Here is a 20,956-nt window from a genome sequence, read left to right as displayed (position 1 = left end):
ATGAGTGATGAGTTATGAGTGATGAGTTATTAATTGAGACAAACCTAACTCCTAACTTCTAACTCCTAACTCCTAACTCTTATTGCCCACAACACTTATCAATTCCCAGACTTTCTAAGAGTAGATCGCTGACGGCGTTAGCGATCGCAAACTCTCCATAAAAGCTATTGGAAAAATCATAGGACTGCATCTCTGTGACAATGGCAATTACCAGAGAACCAAGGTCATTTTCTCCTTCCATCCGTTGACGCACAAAAATCTGTGCGGCTCGTTGGGCAATATTTTGGTTTACTGCTTCGGGGATAAATTCTGTATCGAGCCACCGTTGTAAGCGTTCTCGTAACCATTCACCTTCAAGTAGGGGGTTTTCGGGCGGTGGTAGGGTGATGGGTGGAATTGGTTGAGTCATTTTTTTTTAACGCAGAGGGACGCAAAGGGAAACGCAGAGGAACGCTGAGGTTGATTTTTTAGCATCAAATTGCGTTTCTAAGAGTATTTTTTTATATTTATTTATGCAATATGATATCGCGGCTATTGTTGAGGGTTATGCACAAGGCTATTTTCTCATGGCTGATGAGCGCGATCGCCTGAGTTGGTACGGAAGTCGCGATCGAACTTTTATTCCTTTGGATGAGCGGTTTCGTTATCCTAAGTCTTTACAGCGTGTTCTGAATCAAGAGCGGTTTACTGTGGCGATTAATCGGGACTTCCAAGCTGTGGTGGCTGGCTGTGCTAATAGAGAGACAACTTGGATTTCACCGGAATTGGAAAAGATTTACTGGCTACTTTACCAGAGTGGTTATGCTTATAGTTTTGAAACTTGGCAAGGTGACGAATTAGCTGGGGGAATTTTAGGGATTGTGATTGGTGGGGCTTTTATTGGCGAGTCGATGTTTTACCGCATTCCCGAAGGCTCAAAGGTGGCGATGGTTAAGTTGGTGGAAAGATTGCGTCAGAGAAAATTTGTGTTTTTTGATGGCCAAATGATGAATCCTCATTTAGAGAGGTTTGGCGCTTATCGGGTTGGAGATGAAGAATATCAAATGCTACTTCAGCAAGCCTTGCAATGTACTTGTAATTTAGTATAAATAATGACAAAATTCTTAATATTAAATAAGTAGTTCGATTGATGGTTTCCATTGTTATCAAACATGGATGGTTTCATCAGATTCTTGGGCAATGTGCCCAGCACGGTCGATTCAGCATTGAAATAATAGCTCCTGTATTCTTTTAAAAGAAAAGCTGGATGTGATTGTTACTGATGTAATAATGCTGGAAATAAAGATATTGCTATAAAAATATTTCAATCATTACAATAGCGATCGCGCCCATTTTGTTTGGCATTGTACAGTGCTTTATCTGCTGAAGCAATGAGTGTGTCTGGCCTGATGTTCCAAATAGGTATGCGAGAGGTAATTCCTAAACTAACGGTGATAATATTCTTGACATCAGACTGTACATGGGGAATAGCCAGAGCATGAATTGCTTGCTGAATACTTTGCCCTACTTTAATCGCTCCCGCTAAGTCAGTATTGGGCAAGAGTACCAAAAATTCTTCTCCACCGTAACGTGCCACTAAATCGGCAGGACGATGAATTGTCTGTTGCACTGTTTGCGCTATCCTCATTAGACAATCATCGCCTGCAAGATGACCATAGTAATCGTTGTAAAGTTTGAATTTATCAACGTCAAACATAATCAGTGACAGGGGTTGTTGTTCTCGTGCAAGGCGTTTCCATTCTGCTTTCAGTCGTGCATCAAAGCAACGACGGTTAGCCACTTGAGTCAAGCTATCTAAATTTGCCAGTTGTTCTAGTTTCTGATTGGCATCTTGGAGAGCTAATTCAATTTGTTTACGTCCAGTGATGTCGCGTATGGTAATAGCAAAACCATCATCTAGTTTGACTGCAACAAAGTGATACCAAGAAGAATTGCATAATGGATAGTAGAAATCTCGTTTTAAAGCTTCCCCCGTTTCGACAAGATTAACGAAGTGATTAAAGAGTTCTGGTTCTAGATAGGCTAAGAGTTTTTTTAATACTAATTTGCCAATCATCTCTTCACATTTGCTTCCGAAGGCTCTAGCAATGACAGGATTGATAACTAAGCAACGGAAATCTTCGATGTCCCCGGTTACAGGGTTGCGGACAGCTTGCATAGCGGCTATACCATCTAGCGAACTATTCAAAATACTGGCTAGTATTGCCCTAGACTGATACAGTATCTCTTCTGTTTCCCTACGCTTAATATTTTCTTTTTCTAGAAGCTGTTGCTGGCGTTGAATGGTTAATTGATTTTCCAGACGCGCTACAACTTCTTCCATCTGAAAGGGTTTAGTGATGTAGTCTATACCTCCTGACTCAAAGGCTGTCACTTTATCGAAAACATCATCTAAAGCACTAATAAAAATAACAGGAATGGTGCGTAGAACTTCATCGGCTTTTAAAGTTCTACACACTTGATAGCCATCCATTTCTGGCATCTTAATATCTAAAAGAATGATATCTGGTCGCTTTGCCTTTACTGTTTTTAGTGCCATCCGTCCACTTGTGACACTGCGAACAGTGTAGCCGAGATTGACCAGAGCATCACTTAATAAATGTAAATTTTTGGGATTGTCGTCTACTAAAAGAATATTACCTTTATTTTCTTTATCAGAATTAAGATTCATTGCTTCTCAGGGGTTCGGCTAAATCAACTAATTCCTCAAATTCAAATTGACAAGCAAGTTTTGTTAAAGATTGAATTAAAAAAGTTTCTGTTTTAGGAATATCTCTAATTAATTCTATGACACGATTAGTATTTGCTTCTAATGCAGCTTCATAGAATTGATTAATCCATTCTTGAGACATACAAATTAGATTTTGGGATGTTAAAGTATTTTTTTCTATATATTCCAAATTTGAATAATTATTTTCAGCAAATATGTATTTGACACCCAGATGTTTGGCTAGTGTGTCAAAAATTGTATGTTCTGCAAAAGGTTTGCGGAGAAAGTCATCACATCCGGCTGAAAGGACGATCGCTTTTTCTTCTTCTAAAACACTTGCCGTCAAAGCAATTATAGCTGTAGCATTACCCTTTGTAGTGGACTTGATATATTTTGTAGCTTCGTAACCGTCCATGACAGGCATTCGCATATCCATCCAAATCAGATGGGGTTCCCATTCATTCCAAATAGCGATCGCTTCTTTGCCATTACTAGCTTCTTTCGTCTCAAACCCTAATGGTTGTAAAAGTTTAATTAATAATTTGCGATTAATAGATTTATCATCTACTATTAATAGTTTATATATAGGTTGTCCTGGTGCAAGTTCTAATACTTTTGGATGTACTTCTAAAGTATTTTTATTGGTTGGTTGACCTAATTTTGCTTGAATATAAAATTTAAAATTTGTCCCGACTCCTAATTTACTTTCAACAGAAATATCTCCTCCCATTAACTGAATAAACTTGTGACTAATTGCTAAACCTAAACCCGTTCCTTCTTGAGATTCTTTTCCAGCTTGTGCTTGAGAAAAAGCATTAAAAAGTTTGGGTAATTCTGCGGCTGCAATCCCCACTCCTGTATCGCAGACTTGAAAATTAAGAGTGAAAATATCTGTAATTTCTTCACTAGTATTATTTACTATTAAACTAATTGTTCCTTTTTGAGTAAACTTAATGGCATTAGTAATCAAATTAATTAATACTTGCCGGAGTTTTACCTCATCTGTGTAAATATAGCATGGGAGATTTTCACTGCGTTGAAATATTAAATTTAAGCCTTGATTACTTGCCTGTAAATGTAGCATATCTTCTAAGTCATCTAGCAAGCGATACAGGTCAAAGTCTCTAGGATTAAGAGTCGTTTTCCCCGCTTCTATTTTTGATAAATCGAGAATATTATTGATGAGCGTTAGTAAATAATCACCACTGTGATAAATGATCCCGGCATTTTCATAATGCTCGGCAGGCAAGTTTTTAGCGCGTAACATTAACTGAGAAAAACCTAGAATAGCATTGAGAGGCGATCGCAACTCATGACTCATATTCGCAATAAATAAACTTTTAGCTTGATTTGCGACTTCGGCTTTGTCTTTAGCAATGGCTAACTCTGCTGTTCTCTCCTGTACCCGTTGTTCCAAAGTTTCCAAAGATGTTTGTAACTGAAGTGCCATGTTATTAAACGATTTTGCCAATTGACCTATTTCGTCTTTTGATTTATTTTTGGCACGGATATCTAAGTTACCTGCGGTAAATTGGAAAACTATATTGGTAAGGTGAATTATTGGCTTTGTTAGCAATTGTCCAATGACAAAAGCGATGATTGTCACTACTCCAGCGATAAATGCAAATAGAAAAATTGTGTTACGAATTTGCTTTTCTACAGGTGCTAAGGCTACGGCAAGGGGTCGGGCAAACAACACAGACCAAGGTTTATATTGCAAACGAGCGATCGCAATTAGATTAACCCGATCGCCTGTTGCTGATAAGGATGCAATTAAATACGACTGTTTATTATCCAATGCTTGTTTAAGTTCGGATTCATTAGTTGCCAATTCTTTGACAGAAGAATTAGGCAAACGACCTTCCTGTTGTAGTTTAGTTACAACATCATCAGGTAGAGGCACAATTGATTTAAAAAGCAGTTCCGGTGCAGTGCTATGTGCCAGATAAATATTATTGTCATCTAAAAGAATCGCAAAAGATTTTTCCCCAGCCCGTTCGGTTTGTCGAGTTACTAACTGCTGAACAACAGTCGCATTATATGAAACACGCAATACACCCAATATATCTCCCTTGGCATTGCGAACCGGACTACTAAAAAAGAGGGTAATAAGATCGGGAATTGTTGGCGATCGCTTCATGCTAGAAACAAAAGAGAAACCAGTTTGTAGCGGTTTTTTAAAATAATCTTGAACTGATTCATCTTTGCCAATATTCAGTGTACGTGTATCCAATACATTTTTCCCGTTTAAGTCGAGCAAAGCATAAGAGAGAATATTGAGCATATCTTTGCGACTGAGACGGATTAATGTTTCTGTCGCCAATTGCATTTCGGGGCTGCCGTATCGCTGTTTTGGAGTTAGGCTGAGGTAGCGTGCCAAACCTGGTAAAATCGCCTCTACACGCACGGCATTGAGATTTCCATCAATAAAGGCATCTATTCTGTTAGCGGTTTCGTTAGCCGCCGCAGATAGGGCTTGTCGGGCGTTGTCAGTTAGTGCTTTTTCAGTTGTCTGTTTGTTGACAAATGCCAATAACAGCAACGGAATCAAAGCAACAACGAGAAACGAAGCGATCAACTTTGTACGGATGCCGCCCAAAAAGGAGTGCTGCATAGCTTCAAACTAAGGGGGATTCAAGAAGGAAGAATTGAACAAACTTTTTAGCTCAGGAATACGCGTAATGTTTCCAGAGCGAATAAAAAAATCTGCATATATCTTGGCAGTTTTGTCAATGGACTTAGGGTTACTAGATTGAAAATATTTTTGATTTTCACCTAAATCAGTTAGGTTTATTCCCTCTAGAGAGAGAGTATTTATCGGAATTTTTAACGCTTTGCTGACGATCGCTTTTCCTTCCTCAACATTTGCTTTCCAGTAGGTCGAAGCTTGCAGCCATCCCTGCACAAATGCACGAATGTCTTCGGGGCGATCGCGGATTGTCTCACCACGAAAGATAATCAAATCTAAAATCAAGCCAGGGGTTTGTTTGCTAGTAAATAGGATATTTCCCCCTAATTTTATTGTTTCAGAAAGATAGGGTTGCCAAGTGTGTCCGGCTTGAATAGTATTATTTTTCAGGCGTTGAGGAATTTCTGAAGCCTCTAATTGAACTAAGTTCACATCATCACTGGTTAAATTGGCAGTTTTCAACATTTCAGTCACGAAAACTTCGCTAAAACCGCCTAGATTTGCACCTAGCTTTTTACCTTTCAAGTCAGCTAGAGTTTTAATTTTTGATTGGGCGACTACCACATCTGCTCCTATTGATTCATCTATAACGATCGCGCCTTGTATATCTGGATTTGTGGCACTCAAGATCATAAAATTTCCCAAGGACGACGTAATCCCATCATACTTACCCGCATTAAAGTTTGCTTGTTCCAATTGGGCGTATTGTGTATGAATTAGTTCCACATCTACCCCTTGGGCTTTGAAGAATCCTTTTTTTTGAGCAATGATGCCTGGAAGCTCTCCAACAAAAGATCCAAATATCACTTTCAATGGAGGGCGTTTTACTTCAGTTGGTACTGAAGTATTACAAGCAAGTAGTAAACAGGCAGTAATCAGGAAAATACTAATGGATCTGAGTAGTTTAAGCATAGAACTTTTGATGTTTTTTAATTATTGTTAATCAAAGATTCTGCTAAATAAACTAATTGTTCAAATTTAAATTGCCGTGCAAATTTCGTCAGTGATTATATTAAACGAGTTTTGGTTGTTGGAATTGCTTCAAGATTTAGAAATTCTGACCGCAAGGGCAGCTTGAGAATTTCATTCACAGGTATTGAGCCGCCTTAACAAGGGATTATTCTTCAAATCAAGAAAAAAGGCTGTAATTGCAAAGAGAGCGATCGCTCTTTTCTACTGTTATATTAGTCTTTAAATAATCCCGTACCCAATCACAACTGTATTTCAGTAGGTTGAGATGGAGAATTTGTTCTAAATCCCACAGAATCACAAGTTGGTCATCTCCGCCAGAGGCAAGGGTTTTACCATCAGGGCTAAAGGCAACACTGCTCACATTAGAAGTATGTCCATTCAGGGTGACGAGTAAAGTACCATCAATTTTCCAGACTTTGATCGTATTGTCAAAACTTGCGGCTGCTAGCATTTGACCATCTGGACTGAATGCTACCCTGGTTAAGCCAATACTTTTACCATCAAAGCTCCTCACCAGAGTCCCATCACGTTTCCAAAGTCGCAGACTACCATCCCCACCTGTAGAGGCAATCAATTGACTATTCGGGCTAATGGCAACCCCAAAAACTTCACTATTATGCCCTTCTAAGGTGCGATCGGGTTTTTCTAACAGGCGTTCGCTATTTTCTGAAATCCACAGTTTGATAGTGCCATCAGCACTAGCAGAGGCGATAAACTGCCCATCTGGACTATAAACAATGTCCCAAATTCGCCCTGTATGCGCCTGAATAATTTGCTGGAGTTGAAACTCTCCATTGGAGCCGCGTTGCCAGAGTCTTAGCTTATAATCAAAACCCACAGTCACTAATCGGTTGCCATCAGGACTGTAGCTAACACCCAAAAGACCGATACCTGGCCCTTCCAGAATGGTTCGCTGATTGCTGTCTAGTTGCCACAGTCTCACGACACCTTTAGAACCAACGATCGCTAAAGTTCGACCATCGGGGCTAAAGTCAAGACTAAGCATTCGAGAATCTTTTTCAACAATGGTTTTGGCGAGAGAACCATCGCGTCTCCAGAGTTTGACTTCTTTGCCAGCAACGGAAGCTAGCCGTTGCCCATCAGGGCTAAATGCCACCCGCCAGACCATTTCTTGATGGCCATTGAGTAACTTTATTAAGGGTGAGTTGACTCTCCAGAGTTTGATGGTGTTGTCGTGACTGGCAGAGGCAAGAGTTTCTCCATCAGGACTGAAGGCGATGGTTTGAATATTTGAGGTATGCCCCTGCAAAGTTCTTAATAAAGTACCATCTATCCGCCAGAGTTTAACGGTTTTATCAGAACCGCCGGAAGCAATAGTCTGCCCATCAGGGCTAAAGGCTACACCAAATATTTCAGCAGTATGCCCTTTAAAAGTTCTCAAGAGAGTGCCTTCTCGATTCCACAGTCGCACCATCTTATCTGCACCGCCAGACACTAAAGTTTGTCCATCAGGGCTAAAAGCAACACTCCAAATAGTTGCGCTTCCGGCTGTGAATGTTTTCAGCAACGTTCCATCCAATCGCCAAAGCTGATTCTTGCCACCTACCATAGAAGAAGCAATGGTTTGACCATCGGGGCTGAAGGCAATTCCCCACACACCACGCTGATGTTTAAGAGTTCTGATTAAAGTGCCATTTAGTTGCCAAAGCTTGACGCTAAAATCGCCACTGGCAGAAGCGATCGTTTGTCCATCTGGGCTAAAGGCAACTCGCCACACCGCAGATTTATGTCCTTTAAAAACGGTCAACAATTTACCATCGATCGTCCAAAGACGGATAGTGCCATCAATGCCGGCAGCGACTATCCGGCGGCTATCCGGGCTGAAGCGGACGCTTTGTATGGTTGCAGTATGTGGTAGCGTTCTCACCAGTGTTCCATCCCGCTTCCATAGCTTGACTGTGCGATCAATGCTAGATGAGACAATCCACTGACCATCAGAGCTAAAATCAACGCCTAAGACAATCCCTTGATGCCCCGACAAGTGATTGAATTCATCAGCACTGTAGACAGCTTGTTCTAATACTTTGCGAGTTTGGAGATCCAGAGCATTGGCATCTGCCAAATTTTGCAGATCGAGCCGTTGAAATTCCTGTCTGGCTCGGATTGCTTGTACCAGTGCATCTAAGCGTTGATTGGAATTAAAACTACCATTGGAAGCAGCTGCGATCGCCCGTACCTCACTCAGTGATGCTTGTTGATCGGCGTAGAGTGTTGTGAACCCCAAGACAATAACTGCTATTAGGGCTAAACTTACTCCTAATAGGAGTCGTCGCTGAAGCCGAGCGCTCTTTTGTTCGCTTGCCAATCGCGCTTCAGTTTCTTTGAGCCGTTCTACTTCCATTTTTTGCTGGACTTCCCGACGTTCCAATTCTTGGCTAGCTGCTAAAAATCGATAGTCCAAATCACTGAGACTTTTACGCTGAGTCCAGTCCAAAACCTCTTGTAAAGCATTACCCCGCAGCAGGCGTGACTCATCTTGAAAGCTCGATGCTACCCAAGCATTGAATGGCTGTGAATAAGGGCGCAGATTGTCTAACTGATTTAACACCCATTCAGTATTGAAAATATGCCGATAGATGGGATTTTTAATTCTGAGATAGCCGTTGTACTTCTCGACCAATCCTGATAGTAAAAGCTCCGTCTGTTCTCGGCTATCATCAGTAGCCACGGGAGATAAAAGAGGACGCAAAGACTGGGAACGCCAAGAGTTGCTAGTATCTTCATTATTTGCGTCCTCCCATCCCCATTTACCCTCGTTCTGTATTTCCTCGGCTTGCAATACCTGCTGATAAAGACTCAGCAACCGTCCAGTTTGTTGTTGGTTGAAAAGTAAGCGATCGCGAATCGTGCGCAGGTGTTCGGGTTCATCTTGTGATTCCCAGTGTTGGATAATCTGCGATCGCACCAATTCTTCTACCCAATAGGCCTCAGTTTTTGGGGGTAGGAAAATTTTCCGCTCTGATGTCTTTAAAGCAGTTTGGAGAATTAATTGACAGAGTTTTTGAGTGAGAAACGGTTGTCCACCTGTCCAATAGATCACCTCTTGCAGCAAAACTTCTGGTCGCTCAATTGCTCCTTTTAACCCATTTAGCAATGGGCTAGCTTCATGCAATCGAAAGCCGTATAACTCAATAGCTGTTCCAATGTTAAAAGGTGTCCGACGTTTGTCAGCAATTAAATCAGATGGGCTGGCGACTCCAAACAATGCAAATCCCAGGCGTTGAAACCTCGGATCGTGTGCCTGCTGATTGTAGCAATGACGAATCCAGGCAAAAAAGTCATTGACCGGAAAATTCAAACTCAGCAAACTATCAATTTCATCAATTAAAATGAAAATGCCTTTAGCTTCGCCGCCTCCTTCACAATCGCTCTTAACATTTGGCAGCAATACTTCCTCAACAAACTGGTGTAGTTTTTGTACAGGAGAAAGACCTGTTTGCATATTCCACCATTGCTTAAAGTTGACGTGTTCCGCCAGATTTAACCCGTAGAATATGCTGACAATGATTCCTTTATACCATTGTGCTGATGTGGTATCCTCGCTACCCAATTGCGTCACGTCTAAGTAAACACATTTATAGCCTTCTGACTTGAGACGACGACTTATTCGCTGTAGTAGGGATGATTTACCCATTTGGCGAGAGTTGAAGACGTAGCAAAAATCGCCACCTTTTAAACTGGTATAAAGTTTTTCGTCTGCTTGACGCACAACATAAGTGGGATCGTCACTGTGGAGGCTACCGCCAACTTGGTATCTCATGTGCAAAGTGTAATTAGAAAAGGGGGAGATAAAGAAGGAGTCAAAATTCAGAATTCAGGATTTAGAATACTATATCCATGCCACACTATCCCGTTCGTGAAGTGTCTTGTAGAGTAAGACGGTGAGGAATGGGTATGCAGATGCGATGCTACGGCGGTAACAGAGCGCAGCCGTACCACTTGCTTACGGCACGCTGTTCGCGTTTGTGGAAGCAAGCTACGCAAAGCGGACGCACCAGAAGTTCGGGCTACACCTATGCAGATGGAGAAACAGCGGCGTAATGGTTTGCCTTTTGCAAAGACTATGATTTACTGATTTTAAATTGGATGTTAACCGAATAGCACTAAGATAAATCCAAATTCTTGTGTTGCCTCGTTCCCAGCCTGAAGACTGGGAACGAGGTTATGTTGACCAAAGTCAGTGGGTTGATTAAATCCGCCAAATTTCTGAAAGCAATTTCGTCTTTGTCTAACCATCGCTAACCTCGACCGGAAAACATGGCAGATTACTTGAATAAGTACCAAAAGTCTGATAGGAAAACCATACTAATGAGAATTTGGACTACTACTGCTGTGCTAGCTGCTTTTTGGCTAATATCTGGAGTCATCGGTTCTAAGCCAATCAACGCTACTTCTGTTTTGGTAGAAAATGCCATATCATCTCCAGCGCCAACGAATGTAAAACAGATTACAGTCAGTAACACCGAGTTTGGTCTGAAAAGAGTTGACTCCAAAGGAAACGTTACCATTTTCCAGACAACAAGAGTGCCACTTCAGGAAGGAAACAGCTACGGGTGGCGGATTAAACTCAAAAACTACCAAGGTGAAGTGAAATGGCGTGAAGTCTTGTATTTACCAAAACCTCCAGAAACTTGGGGTACAGATAATGGTGAAGATTTCTCAATATCAGCAGACGGCAAGACATCTGTAACACGACGCACACAGTCGGCTCCCGAAGGTGTAATTGAGAACTTTTGGACAATCGCCCCTGGCGATCCAGTTGGTAAGCATAGAATAGAAGTCTATATTGATAATCGTTTGATCGGTACTTTCCAGTTTGAAGTTATTCCAGTTAAGTAGATGTCAAGGGTATTGGGCATGGGGCATTGGGCATGGGGCGTTAGGAGTGGTGAGTAATGAGTTAGGAGTTAGGAATTAGGAGTTAGGAGTTAGGAGTTAGGAGTTATTCTCCCCCTGCTCCCCTGCTCCCCTGCTCCCCTGCTCCCCATCCTACCCTGAAGCTGAGGAGTATCTTAGAGATAGAAGTTTGATTCTTGTTAGGTGGCGATCGTGAATACAGAGGAATTTCTGCGATTGATCGAAAAGCAGCGCCCATGTCCTCAGACACTACCAAAAGGGCTGCAAGCAATGTGGTATGACAACAAAGGTGATTGGAACAAAGCTCATGAAATAGTTACAGATGCCAGCGATGCTGACAGTGCCTGGATTCATGCTTACCTGCACCGCAAAGAAGGCGATTTGAACAATGCCCATTTCTGGTATCAACGCAGTGGTCAACCAGTATTTTCAGGAGAACTAAGCCAGGAATGGGAACAAATAACTTCTGTATTGCTAAAGAAGGTGAACGCGACGCATGAATGCTGAAGAATTAAAAAGGCGTTTTGCCGCAGGAGAAAGATATTTTCCAGCCGTCAACTTGAGTCGGGATAAGCTGATTGGAGCCGATTTGCCAGGAATTAATTTATGGGGATCTGACTTGAGTGGAGCTAACTTAGCTAAAGCTAAACTCTGGGGAGCAGATTTGAGTAGAACTAATTTAGCCAAAGCGAATTTGACCAGAGCTAATTTGAGCGGTGCCAATCTGAATGAAGCAAATCTTCGGGGAGCAAAACTCAACTATGCCAAGTTGTATGGAGCTAATCTGACTGGCGCTTACTATGATGAAAGTACGCGGTTTTCTAGAGGTTTTGACCCTATCAGTAGAAATATGCGGAAGGTGTGAAGGGGATTGGGGGCAGAGGGGCAGGGGAGAAATCAATTCAAAATTCAAAATTCAAAATTCACGCATTCAAACATTGTAGAACTTCTGCCTCCTGCCTCCTCTTTCCCAATGCCCAATGCCCAATGCCCAATGCCCCATGCCCAATGCCCAATCTCCTTTAAATAACTGATACATGTTGATGTGAACCATCCATAGACGATATCAACATTTGTTCAAAGACTTTGGAAAGAGCAGTTTGAAAACGCTGACGATGCTTGATTTTGAAAAAAGGTCGAACTATTTCTGCGTAGGCGTAGTCTGCCGTAGTCATCGCACTGTTGACTTCTCTATTATCAATAACTCGAATTGCCCGCAGAGTTCCTAGCTGGATTTCTTTTTTTACCATCAACTCAGAAATTCCAGTTGCGCCTACTCCATTTTCAATTGCGGCTTTTGCCATCTCACCACTGGTAAACACTAAAATTACATTCAGTTCGCTGAGGTTGATCCCCCAATTTTGCAACGCTTCTTCAAACCTTTGTTGGGTTCCAGATTCTGGCACCCGCATCACCCAAGGAGTTTGAGTTAGTTGGCTTAAATCAATTTCTCCCCACTCAAACCAAGGGTGTTTTTGACCAACCACAATTTGTAAGCGATCGCTTCCCACTATTTCGTACTCTAGAGTATTCTGAAGCGCTGGCTTCACATCTCCTTCCACTAAACCTAAATCAAACTGTCCCATCGCTGTACCGACACAAATCGTTTCTGCATTGGCAAGGGTACAGTCAATCTGGATACCAGGATATTGGCTCTTAAACTCACTAATCTTACTTGGTAGCCAGTAGTTACCAATTGTCAGACTCGACCCTAATTTCAATTCACCCCGTTGCAGATTGTTCAATTCTCGCAACCCCCTTTCTGTCAAGGAAACTTGATCGAGAATTTTCTGCGCTTCCACTTGTAGTAATTTACCCGCTTCAGCAATTTCGATATGGCGACCAATCCGATGGAATAGTTTCACTCCGTATTCTTGCTCTAAGTTGTGGATCGCTGCACTGACAGCAGGTTGTGTAATATAAAGCTCCTCTGCTGCGCGAGTGAAGTGTAAGTTCTGCGCCACAGCCAGAAATATTTTTAGCTGCTCAAGCGTCATTCCTGCCATTGGTCGTATCCCTAAGACTTAATGTCAAAATTTTAATCACTTTCATTTATCATTTTGACAAATAAAAGCATTTGATTCTATCGATTAGTTTGACTAAAGTATAAATCAAAGCTTTTTACTTAGTCATTTGTCATTGGTCATTGGTCATTTGTCATTTGTCCTTTGTAAGTGACCAATGCCCCATGCCTAATTACCAAGCACAAACATAAGGACATCCATAAATGAACGATTTAGTAACTGCAATTACCACAGGGATTACCGCATTCACTGCCACCAATATTGATGATATTGTCATTCTGACGTTGTTTTTTTCACAAATAAGTAAAACGTTTCGTAGTCGTCACATTTTTGCTGGTCAGTATCTCGGTTTTGCAGCATTGATCGTTGCTAGCCTTCCCGGTTTCTTGGGTGGACTAATCATACCGCAGGACTGGATTAGACTACTTGGGTTAATGCCAATAATCATTGGTGTGAGCAGTTTACTAAAACGCGAAGAGGATTCATCTGAGGAAGCTGAAGAAGAAACCGAGCCGTCTTGTCCCTCTATAGTTAAGAGTTTTGTTTCTCCACAAACTTGCAATGTTGCCGCGATCGCCTTTGCTAATGGCAGTGATAATATCAGCGTCTATGTGCCCTTATTTGCCAACTCAGAATTAGATAGTCTGCTGGTGATTATAAGTGTATTCTTTACCCTAGTGGGTGTATGGTGTTATACCGCTTACAAGTTAACCTACTTGCCTGCGATCGCCAACTTTTTAACTGAAAATGGCAATACTTTTGTCCCTTGTATCTTGATTGGTTTGGGCGTATTTATTGTCACGGAAAATGTTACTTGGACTCTTTTATCTGTAGTTTCTAGTTATATATTCTCATTAATTTTAGGTTTCAATACTCAGCCGTCAACTGAAGAACAAGAAAAATTAAGTGTCTAATAAAGAGGTGCATCATCAATTTTCTGAGCCAAACGAATTCTCAACGGCAAAATATCTTACCCATCAACAGGAATCAAAACATGAAAATCTGGAAATCTCTGCTAATTGTCTTAATGATTGTCGCTAATCTAGCCTTTGCTCAACCTTCTTTTGCTGATAGACCAAAATTTAGCAAAAACCCTGATTACATCGAAGTCACTAAAGCTCTTAAGCAACTCTCTCAGACAAAAGATGCCCAAACTCAAGTTGAAGGTCTGACACCAGAAGAAATTCAAAAAAGAACCGAGGAATTAACACTGCAAAAATATGCTTTAGAGACGGGAATCAATTGGGGCCAATGCAACAACCAAACAGGTAATACCATAGCGGTATACGGTAAAAGACCAAATGATGATGAAGATGAAGATGCCGTATACGAGAATGGTCTATATTTTCTAGCTGATGGTCAGTCCACTAAAAATAACTGGGATTGTGATGGCATCTATCTACCGAATGATGTCCAGGTAGAAAATTTCACTTCTAGTCCTAATGGGCAAGGTGAAGAATTGACAGGAGCGGCGGCTCTGAAGATCCTTGATGGAACTCAGCTGGTAATTAAGAGGAATCCAGCTACTGCTGCGATTGAATTGAATGTCCCGACTGTAAAAGTTGTTAACAGCAAAAAGGCTAACTGGTTTATCCCAGATATATCGCAGGATCTAATAAATACACGAGTTCCTAATGCGCCTAGCAATCAGTCTTGAAATAGAACTGTATAGTCTATTTTTGAATGATTGTTCTGAATTTAAATAGGGTGACAGCCAAAATCAGAGAAGAACAGGACAAACACTGGTAAAACATCTCTTTGATCTTGGCTCTTTTTTTTTGAATTTATCTATCCTCAATTTTAGGCTTGTTTTATTTTGATATCTGCATTAAAATAAATTTTGGAAAAATGTACAATCACAACAGGCATATTTCAGTAGCGCAACTATTGTGCTGGGTGCAAGTCATCTGGAAAGAAATTTTCTACTACCTTCGCATTTTTTTGATAAGAGCCGCTTTGGGGATAAAGGTATTATTGATGCAGTTAAAATTGAAACCTACAGAAGAAGAAAAAGATAAAAAAAAGCCAGGACGACTGAATCCGTCTAGAATCCGAGATCACTTGGCAAATGAGCGTACCTATCTCGCTTGGATGCGGACAGGAATCGCTCTTTTAGGTTTTGGTGTCGTCATCGTGCGTTTGCGTGCCTTCCATGTACCTTTAGTACCCCGTCCTGGCAACGGCTGGAAGTTAGGTTTAGTCTTCTCGCTGGTGGGTTTAATCACGGTGTGGCTGTCAACAGTACACTATTTTGCTGTCCGTCGTGATATCGAAGAAGATACTTACGAACCAACAGACCGTTGGGTGTTGCTGTTCAGTCTAGCTGTGATGATTCTTGGAACTGGGGTAATCTATTTTGTTTTTACAACTTCTTTAGATCCAATGAGTCCAGTTATCCCTGAATAATACAGCAGAATTCAGAATTCAGAATTTAGAATTCAGGAGGAAAACACGCTTTATAGCTTGGTAACAGACGCGAGCTTGTGTACCTCACCAATTTGAAATCTGCTGTAAGATTTTTAAAATCGGATTTTATACAACTCGAATAATTCTCCTGATTTGTGCGTTACGACTTTAGCACCAGCAGTCTTAATCGTTTTTTCCCACTTAGTCAAAGGCTCTAAAAACACCTCAGCCCCTAAATAGGTTTCCAGAACTGCCCAATCTTCTGCTAGAGGCTGTTCTGGATTGAGAACGTCAAATACAAAATGTCCACCTGGTTTTAACACCCGTTTCACTTCTGCTAGTACAGCATCCCAATATTCGAGGGGAAAATAGCAGCTAAATCCGGTGGCGATCGCTAAATCAAATTGCTCTGATGGATAATTTAACTGATGAGCTGCTCCCGACTCAACACCTTTGAACAGCTTAGAATTCAACTGTGGCCCGCGAGAATTCAGGGTATCGCGTGCCACATTACTGATTTCTTGCCCATGAAAAAACGCTTGCCAATCCCGCCAAGGATAGATTAAAAAGCTGATCCCACAGCCAATATCTATACAGTGTTGATTTTTTTGAGGTTTAGCAATTTCCCAGAAAGGGGAAGCAATTCTTCCTGAGAAACTCCCAGCAATCCACTCGCTAAATATCGGCATTGCTTGTACTTCTGCTGGGAGTTCAAAGGTTTCACGTTGATATTCTCGGTTAAAACGATAGGCTATTTGGGCTAATCTTTCGTCCCAGTTGGTTGATTTGGGTGAACTAAAGAGATTTTGAAACTGAGAATCGGACTTTTTAGACATTTAGGTTTTTGCTACTCTTTCTTAGGATTGTAGTCAAATTTGCCAAGCGATCGCCTGCGGCAGTTGGGTGCGCCATCGTACCCTCATCCAATCTTCTGCTAGAGTTTGTCCGAAGTCATAGATACTAACGATCAATGACTTCGGACAAATGACCAATGACAAATGACCAATGACAAATGACTAATGACTACTATTCAACTTTTTCATACCAGATACCTACTTTCTCAAAAGCACCATAAGCAAGCTTCAGAAAATTCACTATTCGCTGTTTTCCAATTATCCCAAATTCTTTATATTCTCTAGCCTCTGCAAAAGTCAGGCGATTTTGGTCAATTATGTTTCTTTCTCTGTATGCTAACTTCGGAAAATCTATAACTTTTATCTGATATTTATTTACTAGGTTCTGATAGTTGGAGTCTGACTCTAGATGCTCCCAATCATCACACAGCCCTAAATTCCTCACCAGAATATGAGGAATTTTCTCACCGTAAGTATTCACTGACTGAGCAAACAGATTGATGCTGTCGTATCCTCCTGTCGATACAAACCATTTGCAAAACAGAACTCCCTGCGAACTTCCTAATTCAAGTAATTGATTAGATTCAATCCACCCTTGTACTGCTCTATGCGATTGTGCGGCTAAATTCACAATTACTGGCTTCTCTATTGCCCACTCAAATATTCTATCTGCCTTATTTGCCTGTCGTTCATTCTCACTAAACACTGCATATTTACATATCTCCTTATATACCCCTGCGACATCTGGATTCGATCTATCTGTCTCCACTGGTACAAATGGGATTCTTTTATCTAGACAATACTGAATCATTGTCCTGGCAAAGAGAGACTTTCCTACCCCGCCTTTTTCACCATCTACAAAATGAATCGTCGGCATTACAGCCACCTCTAATAGTTATTAAAGTCTGATATATCTTTCCCAAACGAAGAATTTTTTGGCCATTGCCCCTCAAACTTGTCGGTTAACGGGAAAAGGGGAATGGGAAAGGGGAAAGAAAAAACCTTTAACCTTTTCCCTTTAACCTTTTCCCAAAACCAAATTCCAGTTTAAAATCCAAAACCCGAGCAGTGTTGCATTGCCCCCAAGTATTTTGGTGGTTTTATGAGAAAGTATAACCGTGATTTGGATATAGTTTTCCAACAGTCTCATTTTACACAGGGTAAGTCCGTCTGCGCAGACTAAAACAAAACAAGGGGCTTAAGCTCCTTGTTATAAGTTAATTGAGAACTAAAAACCGAAAATTTAGGTTTTTAGACATTCTTTTCGACAAGAATTAGGAATTTTTAGAAGAAACTGCCTTGGGATGTTGTTTAAAATATGCCTGAAGTTACTTGCAGATCAACACTATGGCAGAAATTCAGTTGGCAATTGAAGGTGAAGATGCGATCGCAGCAACAGAGGCGCTTTTGGCAATTCCTGGTATATCTGGTAACTATGCAGTGAGTTCAGATGCACCCGAAAGAGAAGGAGTAACAGCAACAGTTGCTACCATCGTTGGTATTGTTGGGGGTGCGATCGCCATTGCTGAACAAATCCGTAAGTGGTATCAAGAGTATAAAGCCAAGCAGTCTGGTAAAAGAATTGAAAAGGTGTTGATTGTCGGGCGCAATGGTAGGCGACTTCTTTTAGAGGATGCAACCCTGGAAGAGATTCGCCAAATTTTAGAATCGTAGAGACAGAATTGGGGGTGGTAGACTTGGGGTAAATACTGAAGTCTCAAGATTGAGAACGTGCAAACCCTCCACCTCGACCTCAAGCCAGTTGATGAGAATTACGTAGAGCTACGTTACTTTATTGATAATCCAAACCAGTATGAAAAGCGCTCGCTTCCTCTATCAGAAATCACCGATTTGATTCAGTTGGCAGAGCGAGATTATTACGTTTCGTTTTTCCCAGAGGATTATACGGTAACTGGACGGCGGTTGTATAACTGGTTAGATGGGAGCGATCGCTGGCTGCAACCCTTACTAGATAAGCATCGGCGGGAGGGGATTGTTTTGGCGATCGCGGCTGCTGAAAAACTTGCCCATCTGCCTTGGGAAGTGCTGCACGATGGTGTTAGCTTTTTGGTTGAGCGAGTCCCGGCGATTGTTCCTGTGCGCTGGGTGTCAGATAGTACGGTAAAAAAATTGACCATTGACGGGGAACCTGAAAACCGGGCGCTGCAAGTTTTGTTTATGGCGACTTCGCCCTTGAATGTCGAGCCTGTGCTGGATTTTGAGGGAGAGGAAGCACGGATTTTGGAGGCGACAAAGCGGCAACCTTTAGCGCTGACGGTGGAAGAAAGCGGCTGTTTGTCGGAGTTGGGTTATTTAGTCGATGGTTACGACAGAGATTATTTTGATGTTTTACACCTGACGGGTCATGCTACTTTACAAGATGGGCAACCCCGCTTTATTACAGAAACGGAAATCGGTGAAGCTTTCTATGCGAGTGCTTTTGATATCGCCCAAGAATTACAATTTCGACTGCCTAAACTGATCTTCCTCTCTGGTTGTCGCACTGGACAAGCTGGCAATTCGGGATCTGTGCCGTCAATGGCTGAAGAATTGCTGAAATCGGGAGCAAAAGCGGTTTTGGGTTGGGGTCAAAAGGTTTTAGATCCTGATGCTACAGCCGCAGCTGCCGCGTTATATCAGGAATTGTCAGCCGGAAAACAAATCACCGAGGCTGTTGCTTATACATACCAAGCATTAATTAAGAACAAAGCGCGGGATTGGCATTTGTTGCGGCTTTATGCAGCAGGTAATTTACCAAGTTCATTAGTTACACCTTTGCGGACTCGTGGACGGAAACCAGCACCACCGCTTTCTGTTTCTACCCAGTTTTTAGATGCTGCGGGTAAGGTGAAAGTCCCGACACGGGAGAGTTTTGTTGGTCGTCGCCGTCAATTGCAAAGTTGTTTACGGGTGCTGAGTCAACCAAACGATGAAGTTGGGGTGTTGATTCATGGGATGGGCGGTTTGGGTAAAAGTAGTTTAGCAGCTAGGCTGTGCGACAGACTGCCGAATTTTGAGCGTGTTGTCTGGGTGGGGCCAATCGATGAAGCTAGTTTGGTGAGTCGCTTGGCGGAAAAGTTGGATGACAACGAACAACGCAAAAGCCTACAAAATTACGATGAAGAATTGAGATTTCGGCTGCGGCGAGTTTTCCAGCAGTTGCATGATGCTGCGAAGCCGTTTTTGTTGGTGCTAGATGACTTTGAAGTGAATTTAGAATTGACCTCACCCCCAACCCCTCTCCGAAGCGGAGAGGGGAGTCAAGTTCCCCCATTCCCTGGTAGGGAAGGGGGGTTAGGTCGTCTGCAACCGGAAGCAGCAGAGGTGTTGAAAGCTTTAGTTTGGGCAATTAAAGAAAATTTCACATCCCACCGCATCATTATTACTTGCCGTTACGATTTTGAATTTACTCAGTTGCAGTATTTCCACAAGCAACCGTTGGATGCACTGCAAGGCGCAGATTTGCAAAAAAAGTTTAATCGCCTCACTGCCTTTAGTGCTAAATCTCAGGTGGATGAGGCGTTAAAATCCCAGGCGCAGAAGTTAGCAGATGGTAATCCCCGCTTACTGGAATGGTTGGATAAGATTCTGCAAAATACAACTGTTGATGTGGCAGCAATTTTAAATCGGTTAGCAGCAGATCCGGTGGAGTTGCGAGAGCAAGTTTTGGCAGAGGCGCTGCTGCAACAGATGGATTCAACCATGCGGGAGATGTTGTCACGGGGTTTGGTGTTTGAGTTGCCAGTACCAAGGGAAGCTTTAGCTGTAATTTGTAACACCATTCCCAATTTGGAAGATTTTATTAGTCGGGAAAATTATATTAGTCGGGCAGTAGCGTTGGGGCTGTTGGAAGTAAGCCATGATGAAGCGTTACGAGTGCCGCGCATTTTGCCAGTGCAGTTACCGGAAGATAGGGAAGCTTTGTATAAGCAAGCGGCTAATCTGCTGTATTACCTTTGGTGGGAAGAGGCGAAAACCGAAATCGAGGAACAACGCTTAGAAATTCATCGGTTGGCGTTGTTGGGTAAGGAAGAAAAAAAAGCCGCAGAAATAGCAAGCAGTTTAGCAAATCACTGGTGGAATCAAAGTCGATTCAGGGAAGCGGTGCAGCTGTGTAAATCAACCTTAGAAATTACTGAAGACTATCGCGTTCTCAAGGAGATGGCTTATTGTGAAAGCCAAGTTGGTGCAGTTGACAAGGCACTAGAGCATTATCAACAAGCATTAAACCTTTGTCCCCTAGAAGACAAAGGAGAAAAAGCAGCAATTAATCACGGTTTGGGGCTACTCAAAGCCAATAGCGGAGAAATAGAAGAAGCGATCGCCCTTTATCAACAATCCCTGGCTATCACAGAACAAATCGGCAATGTCCAAGGCAAGGCGGCGACGTTGCACAGCTTGGGATCTCTCAAAGCCAATAGCG

General features: G+C 42.0%; 19 protein-coding genes. 10 read left to right on the top strand and 9 right to left on the bottom strand.

Annotated features, from left to right (window positions below):
- Window positions 1-79 precede the first annotated feature (79 nt).
- On the bottom strand, window positions 80-409 hold the full coding sequence (locus RMY32_RS04670; RefSeq protein ID WP_012410384.1) for a hypothetical protein: 330 nt from the start codon (window positions 407-409) through the stop codon (window positions 80-82).
- Between the two features lie 103 nt (window positions 410-512).
- Between RMY32_RS04670 and aat the strand changes: the two genes are divergently transcribed.
- A complete protein-coding gene (gene aat, locus RMY32_RS04665; RefSeq protein WP_322714836.1) occupies window positions 513-1,088 on the top strand; it encodes a leucyl/phenylalanyl-tRNA--protein transferase in 576 nt (191 codons plus the stop codon).
- Window positions 1,089-1,303: 215 nt separating this feature from the next.
- Here aat and RMY32_RS04660 read toward each other — a convergent pair whose 3' ends face one another.
- The 4 genes from RMY32_RS04660 to RMY32_RS04645 form a co-directional block, all read right to left on the bottom strand.
- The gene (locus tag RMY32_RS04660) at window positions 1,304-2,671 is read right to left on the bottom strand and encodes a diguanylate cyclase domain-containing protein (protein ID WP_322714835.1); all 1,368 of its coding nucleotides are present in this window, start codon (window positions 2,669-2,671) and stop codon (window positions 1,304-1,306) included.
- Complete coding sequence (locus RMY32_RS04655; protein WP_322714834.1) at window positions 2,661-5,324, bottom strand: hybrid sensor histidine kinase/response regulator; 2,664 nt, start codon at window positions 5,322-5,324, stop codon at window positions 2,661-2,663. The genes RMY32_RS04660 and RMY32_RS04655 overlap by 11 nt, the downstream gene beginning before the upstream one ends.
- Before the next feature lie 9 nt (window positions 5,325-5,333).
- Entirely contained in the window at window positions 5,334-6,311 is a 978-nt protein-coding gene (locus RMY32_RS04650) for an ABC transporter substrate-binding protein (RefSeq protein ID WP_322714833.1), read from the bottom strand.
- Window positions 6,312-6,528: 217 nt separating this feature from the next.
- Entirely contained in the window at window positions 6,529-10,152 is a 3,624-nt protein-coding gene (locus tag RMY32_RS04645; protein ID WP_322714832.1) for an AAA-like domain-containing protein, read from the bottom strand.
- A gap of 134 nt (window positions 10,153-10,286) precedes the next feature.
- Here RMY32_RS04645 and RMY32_RS04640 point away from each other — a divergent pair, with 134 nt between their 5' ends.
- Window positions 10,287-10,433, top strand: coding sequence for a hypothetical protein (locus tag RMY32_RS04640; RefSeq protein WP_322714831.1), 147 nt, complete (start codon window positions 10,287-10,289; stop codon window positions 10,431-10,433).
- Between the two features lie 48 nt (window positions 10,434-10,481).
- On the opposite strand, the gene RMY32_RS04635 is transcribed toward RMY32_RS04640, so the two are convergent.
- Window positions 10,482-10,628, bottom strand: coding sequence for a hypothetical protein (locus RMY32_RS04635; RefSeq protein WP_322714830.1), 147 nt, complete (start codon window positions 10,626-10,628; stop codon window positions 10,482-10,484).
- Window positions 10,629-10,700: 72 nt separating this feature from the next.
- Between RMY32_RS04635 and RMY32_RS04630 the strand changes: the two genes are divergently transcribed.
- From RMY32_RS04630 to RMY32_RS04620, 3 genes are all read left to right on the top strand, one after another.
- Complete coding sequence (locus RMY32_RS04630) at window positions 10,701-11,231, top strand: hypothetical protein (protein WP_322714829.1); 531 nt, start codon at window positions 10,701-10,703, stop codon at window positions 11,229-11,231.
- Between the two features lie 210 nt (window positions 11,232-11,441).
- On the top strand, window positions 11,442-11,756 hold the full coding sequence (locus tag RMY32_RS04625; RefSeq protein WP_322714828.1) for a hypothetical protein: 315 nt from the start codon (window positions 11,442-11,444) through the stop codon (window positions 11,754-11,756).
- On the top strand, window positions 11,746-12,114 hold the full coding sequence (locus RMY32_RS04620; protein WP_322714827.1) for a pentapeptide repeat-containing protein: 369 nt from the start codon (window positions 11,746-11,748) through the stop codon (window positions 12,112-12,114). The genes RMY32_RS04625 and RMY32_RS04620 overlap by 11 nt, the downstream gene beginning before the upstream one ends.
- Window positions 12,115-12,271: 157 nt before the next feature.
- Here RMY32_RS04620 and RMY32_RS04615 read toward each other — a convergent pair whose 3' ends face one another.
- Window positions 12,272-13,255 (bottom strand): LysR substrate-binding domain-containing protein, encoded by a 984-nt coding sequence (locus RMY32_RS04615; protein WP_322714826.1) that lies wholly within the window; start codon window positions 13,253-13,255, stop codon window positions 12,272-12,274.
- A 221-nt stretch (window positions 13,256-13,476) separates the two neighbouring features.
- On the opposite strand from RMY32_RS04615, the gene RMY32_RS04610 reads away from it, so the two are divergent.
- From RMY32_RS04610 to RMY32_RS04600, 3 genes are all read left to right on the top strand, one after another.
- The gene (locus tag RMY32_RS04610) at window positions 13,477-14,187 is read left to right on the top strand and encodes a cadmium resistance transporter (RefSeq protein WP_322714825.1); all 711 of its coding nucleotides are present in this window, start codon (window positions 13,477-13,479) and stop codon (window positions 14,185-14,187) included.
- An 80-nt stretch (window positions 14,188-14,267) separates the two neighbouring features.
- Window positions 14,268-14,930, top strand: coding sequence for a hypothetical protein (locus tag RMY32_RS04605; protein ID WP_322714824.1), 663 nt, complete (start codon window positions 14,268-14,270; stop codon window positions 14,928-14,930).
- A gap of 191 nt (window positions 14,931-15,121) precedes the next feature.
- The gene (locus RMY32_RS04600; protein ID WP_409882237.1) at window positions 15,122-15,679 is read left to right on the top strand and encodes a YidH family protein; all 558 of its coding nucleotides are present in this window, start codon (window positions 15,122-15,124) and stop codon (window positions 15,677-15,679) included.
- 113 nt (window positions 15,680-15,792) lie between these two features.
- Here RMY32_RS04600 and RMY32_RS04595 read toward each other — a convergent pair whose 3' ends face one another.
- Window positions 15,793-16,515: a class I SAM-dependent methyltransferase gene (locus tag RMY32_RS04595; RefSeq protein WP_322714823.1), complete on the bottom strand. Its 723-nt coding sequence runs from the start codon at window positions 16,513-16,515 to the stop codon at window positions 15,793-15,795.
- Between the two features lie 190 nt (window positions 16,516-16,705).
- The gene (locus RMY32_RS04590; RefSeq protein ID WP_322698681.1) at window positions 16,706-17,410 is read right to left on the bottom strand and encodes a mobilization protein; all 705 of its coding nucleotides are present in this window, start codon (window positions 17,408-17,410) and stop codon (window positions 16,706-16,708) included.
- A 470-nt stretch (window positions 17,411-17,880) separates the two neighbouring features.
- Here RMY32_RS04590 and RMY32_RS04585 point away from each other — a divergent pair, with 470 nt between their 5' ends.
- Together RMY32_RS04585 and RMY32_RS04580 are read left to right on the top strand one after the other, a co-directional pair.
- Window positions 17,881-18,207 carry a hypothetical protein gene (locus tag RMY32_RS04585; protein ID WP_322714822.1) on the top strand — a complete coding sequence of 109 codons (327 nt, stop codon included), beginning with the start codon at window positions 17,881-17,883 and terminating at the stop codon, window positions 18,205-18,207.
- 57 nt (window positions 18,208-18,264) lie between these two features.
- Window positions 18,265-20,956, top strand: a 2,692-nt coding sequence (locus RMY32_RS04580; RefSeq protein ID WP_322714821.1) for a CHAT domain-containing protein, incomplete at its 3' end; no start/stop codon positions are given.

Source organism: Nostoc sp. ChiSLP03a (assembly GCF_034531215.2).
GTDB lineage: Bacteria > Cyanobacteriota > Cyanobacteriia > Cyanobacteriales > Nostocaceae > Nostoc.
Note: the sequence above shows the minus strand (reverse complement) of the source record. Positions and strands in the feature narration are given on the sequence as shown.

What these genes read in the sequence shown, in the direction of transcription:
- RMY32_RS04670 (WP_012410384.1), bottom strand. Translation starts at nt 409, where the DNA reads ATGACTCAACCAATTCCACCCATCACCCTACCACCGCCCGAAAACCCC.
- aat (WP_322714836.1), top strand. Translation starts at nt 513, where the DNA reads ATGCAATATGATATCGCGGCTATTGTTGAGGGTTATGCACAAGGCTAT.
- RMY32_RS04660 (WP_322714835.1), bottom strand. Translation starts at nt 2,671, where the DNA reads ATGAATCTTAATTCTGATAAAGAAAATAAAGGTAATATTCTTTTAGTA.
- RMY32_RS04655 (WP_322714834.1), bottom strand. Translation starts at nt 5,324, where the DNA reads ATGCAGCACTCCTTTTTGGGCGGCATCCGTACAAAGTTGATCGCTTCG.
- RMY32_RS04650 (WP_322714833.1), bottom strand. Translation starts at nt 6,311, where the DNA reads ATGCTTAAACTACTCAGATCCATTAGTATTTTCCTGATTACTGCCTGT.
- RMY32_RS04645 (WP_322714832.1), bottom strand. Translation starts at nt 10,152, where the DNA reads ATGAGATACCAAGTTGGCGGTAGCCTCCACAGTGACGATCCCACTTAT.
- RMY32_RS04640 (WP_322714831.1), top strand. Translation starts at nt 10,287, where the DNA reads ATGCAGATGCGATGCTACGGCGGTAACAGAGCGCAGCCGTACCACTTG.
- RMY32_RS04635 (WP_322714830.1), bottom strand. Translation starts at nt 10,628, where the DNA reads ATGGTTAGACAAAGACGAAATTGCTTTCAGAAATTTGGCGGATTTAAT.
- RMY32_RS04630 (WP_322714829.1), top strand. Translation starts at nt 10,701, where the DNA reads ATGAGAATTTGGACTACTACTGCTGTGCTAGCTGCTTTTTGGCTAATA.
- RMY32_RS04620 (WP_322714827.1), top strand. Translation starts at nt 11,746, where the DNA reads ATGAATGCTGAAGAATTAAAAAGGCGTTTTGCCGCAGGAGAAAGATAT.
- RMY32_RS04615 (WP_322714826.1), bottom strand. Translation starts at nt 13,255, where the DNA reads ATGGCAGGAATGACGCTTGAGCAGCTAAAAATATTTCTGGCTGTGGCG.
- RMY32_RS04610 (WP_322714825.1), top strand. Translation starts at nt 13,477, where the DNA reads ATGAACGATTTAGTAACTGCAATTACCACAGGGATTACCGCATTCACT.
- RMY32_RS04605 (WP_322714824.1), top strand. Translation starts at nt 14,268, where the DNA reads ATGAAAATCTGGAAATCTCTGCTAATTGTCTTAATGATTGTCGCTAAT.
- RMY32_RS04600 (WP_409882237.1), top strand. Translation starts at nt 15,122, where the DNA reads ATGTACAATCACAACAGGCATATTTCAGTAGCGCAACTATTGTGCTGG.
- RMY32_RS04595 (WP_322714823.1), bottom strand. Translation starts at nt 16,515, where the DNA reads ATGTCTAAAAAGTCCGATTCTCAGTTTCAAAATCTCTTTAGTTCACCC.
- RMY32_RS04590 (WP_322698681.1), bottom strand. Translation starts at nt 17,410, where the DNA reads ATGCCGACGATTCATTTTGTAGATGGTGAAAAAGGCGGGGTAGGAAAG.
- RMY32_RS04585 (WP_322714822.1), top strand. Translation starts at nt 17,881, where the DNA reads ATGGCAGAAATTCAGTTGGCAATTGAAGGTGAAGATGCGATCGCAGCA.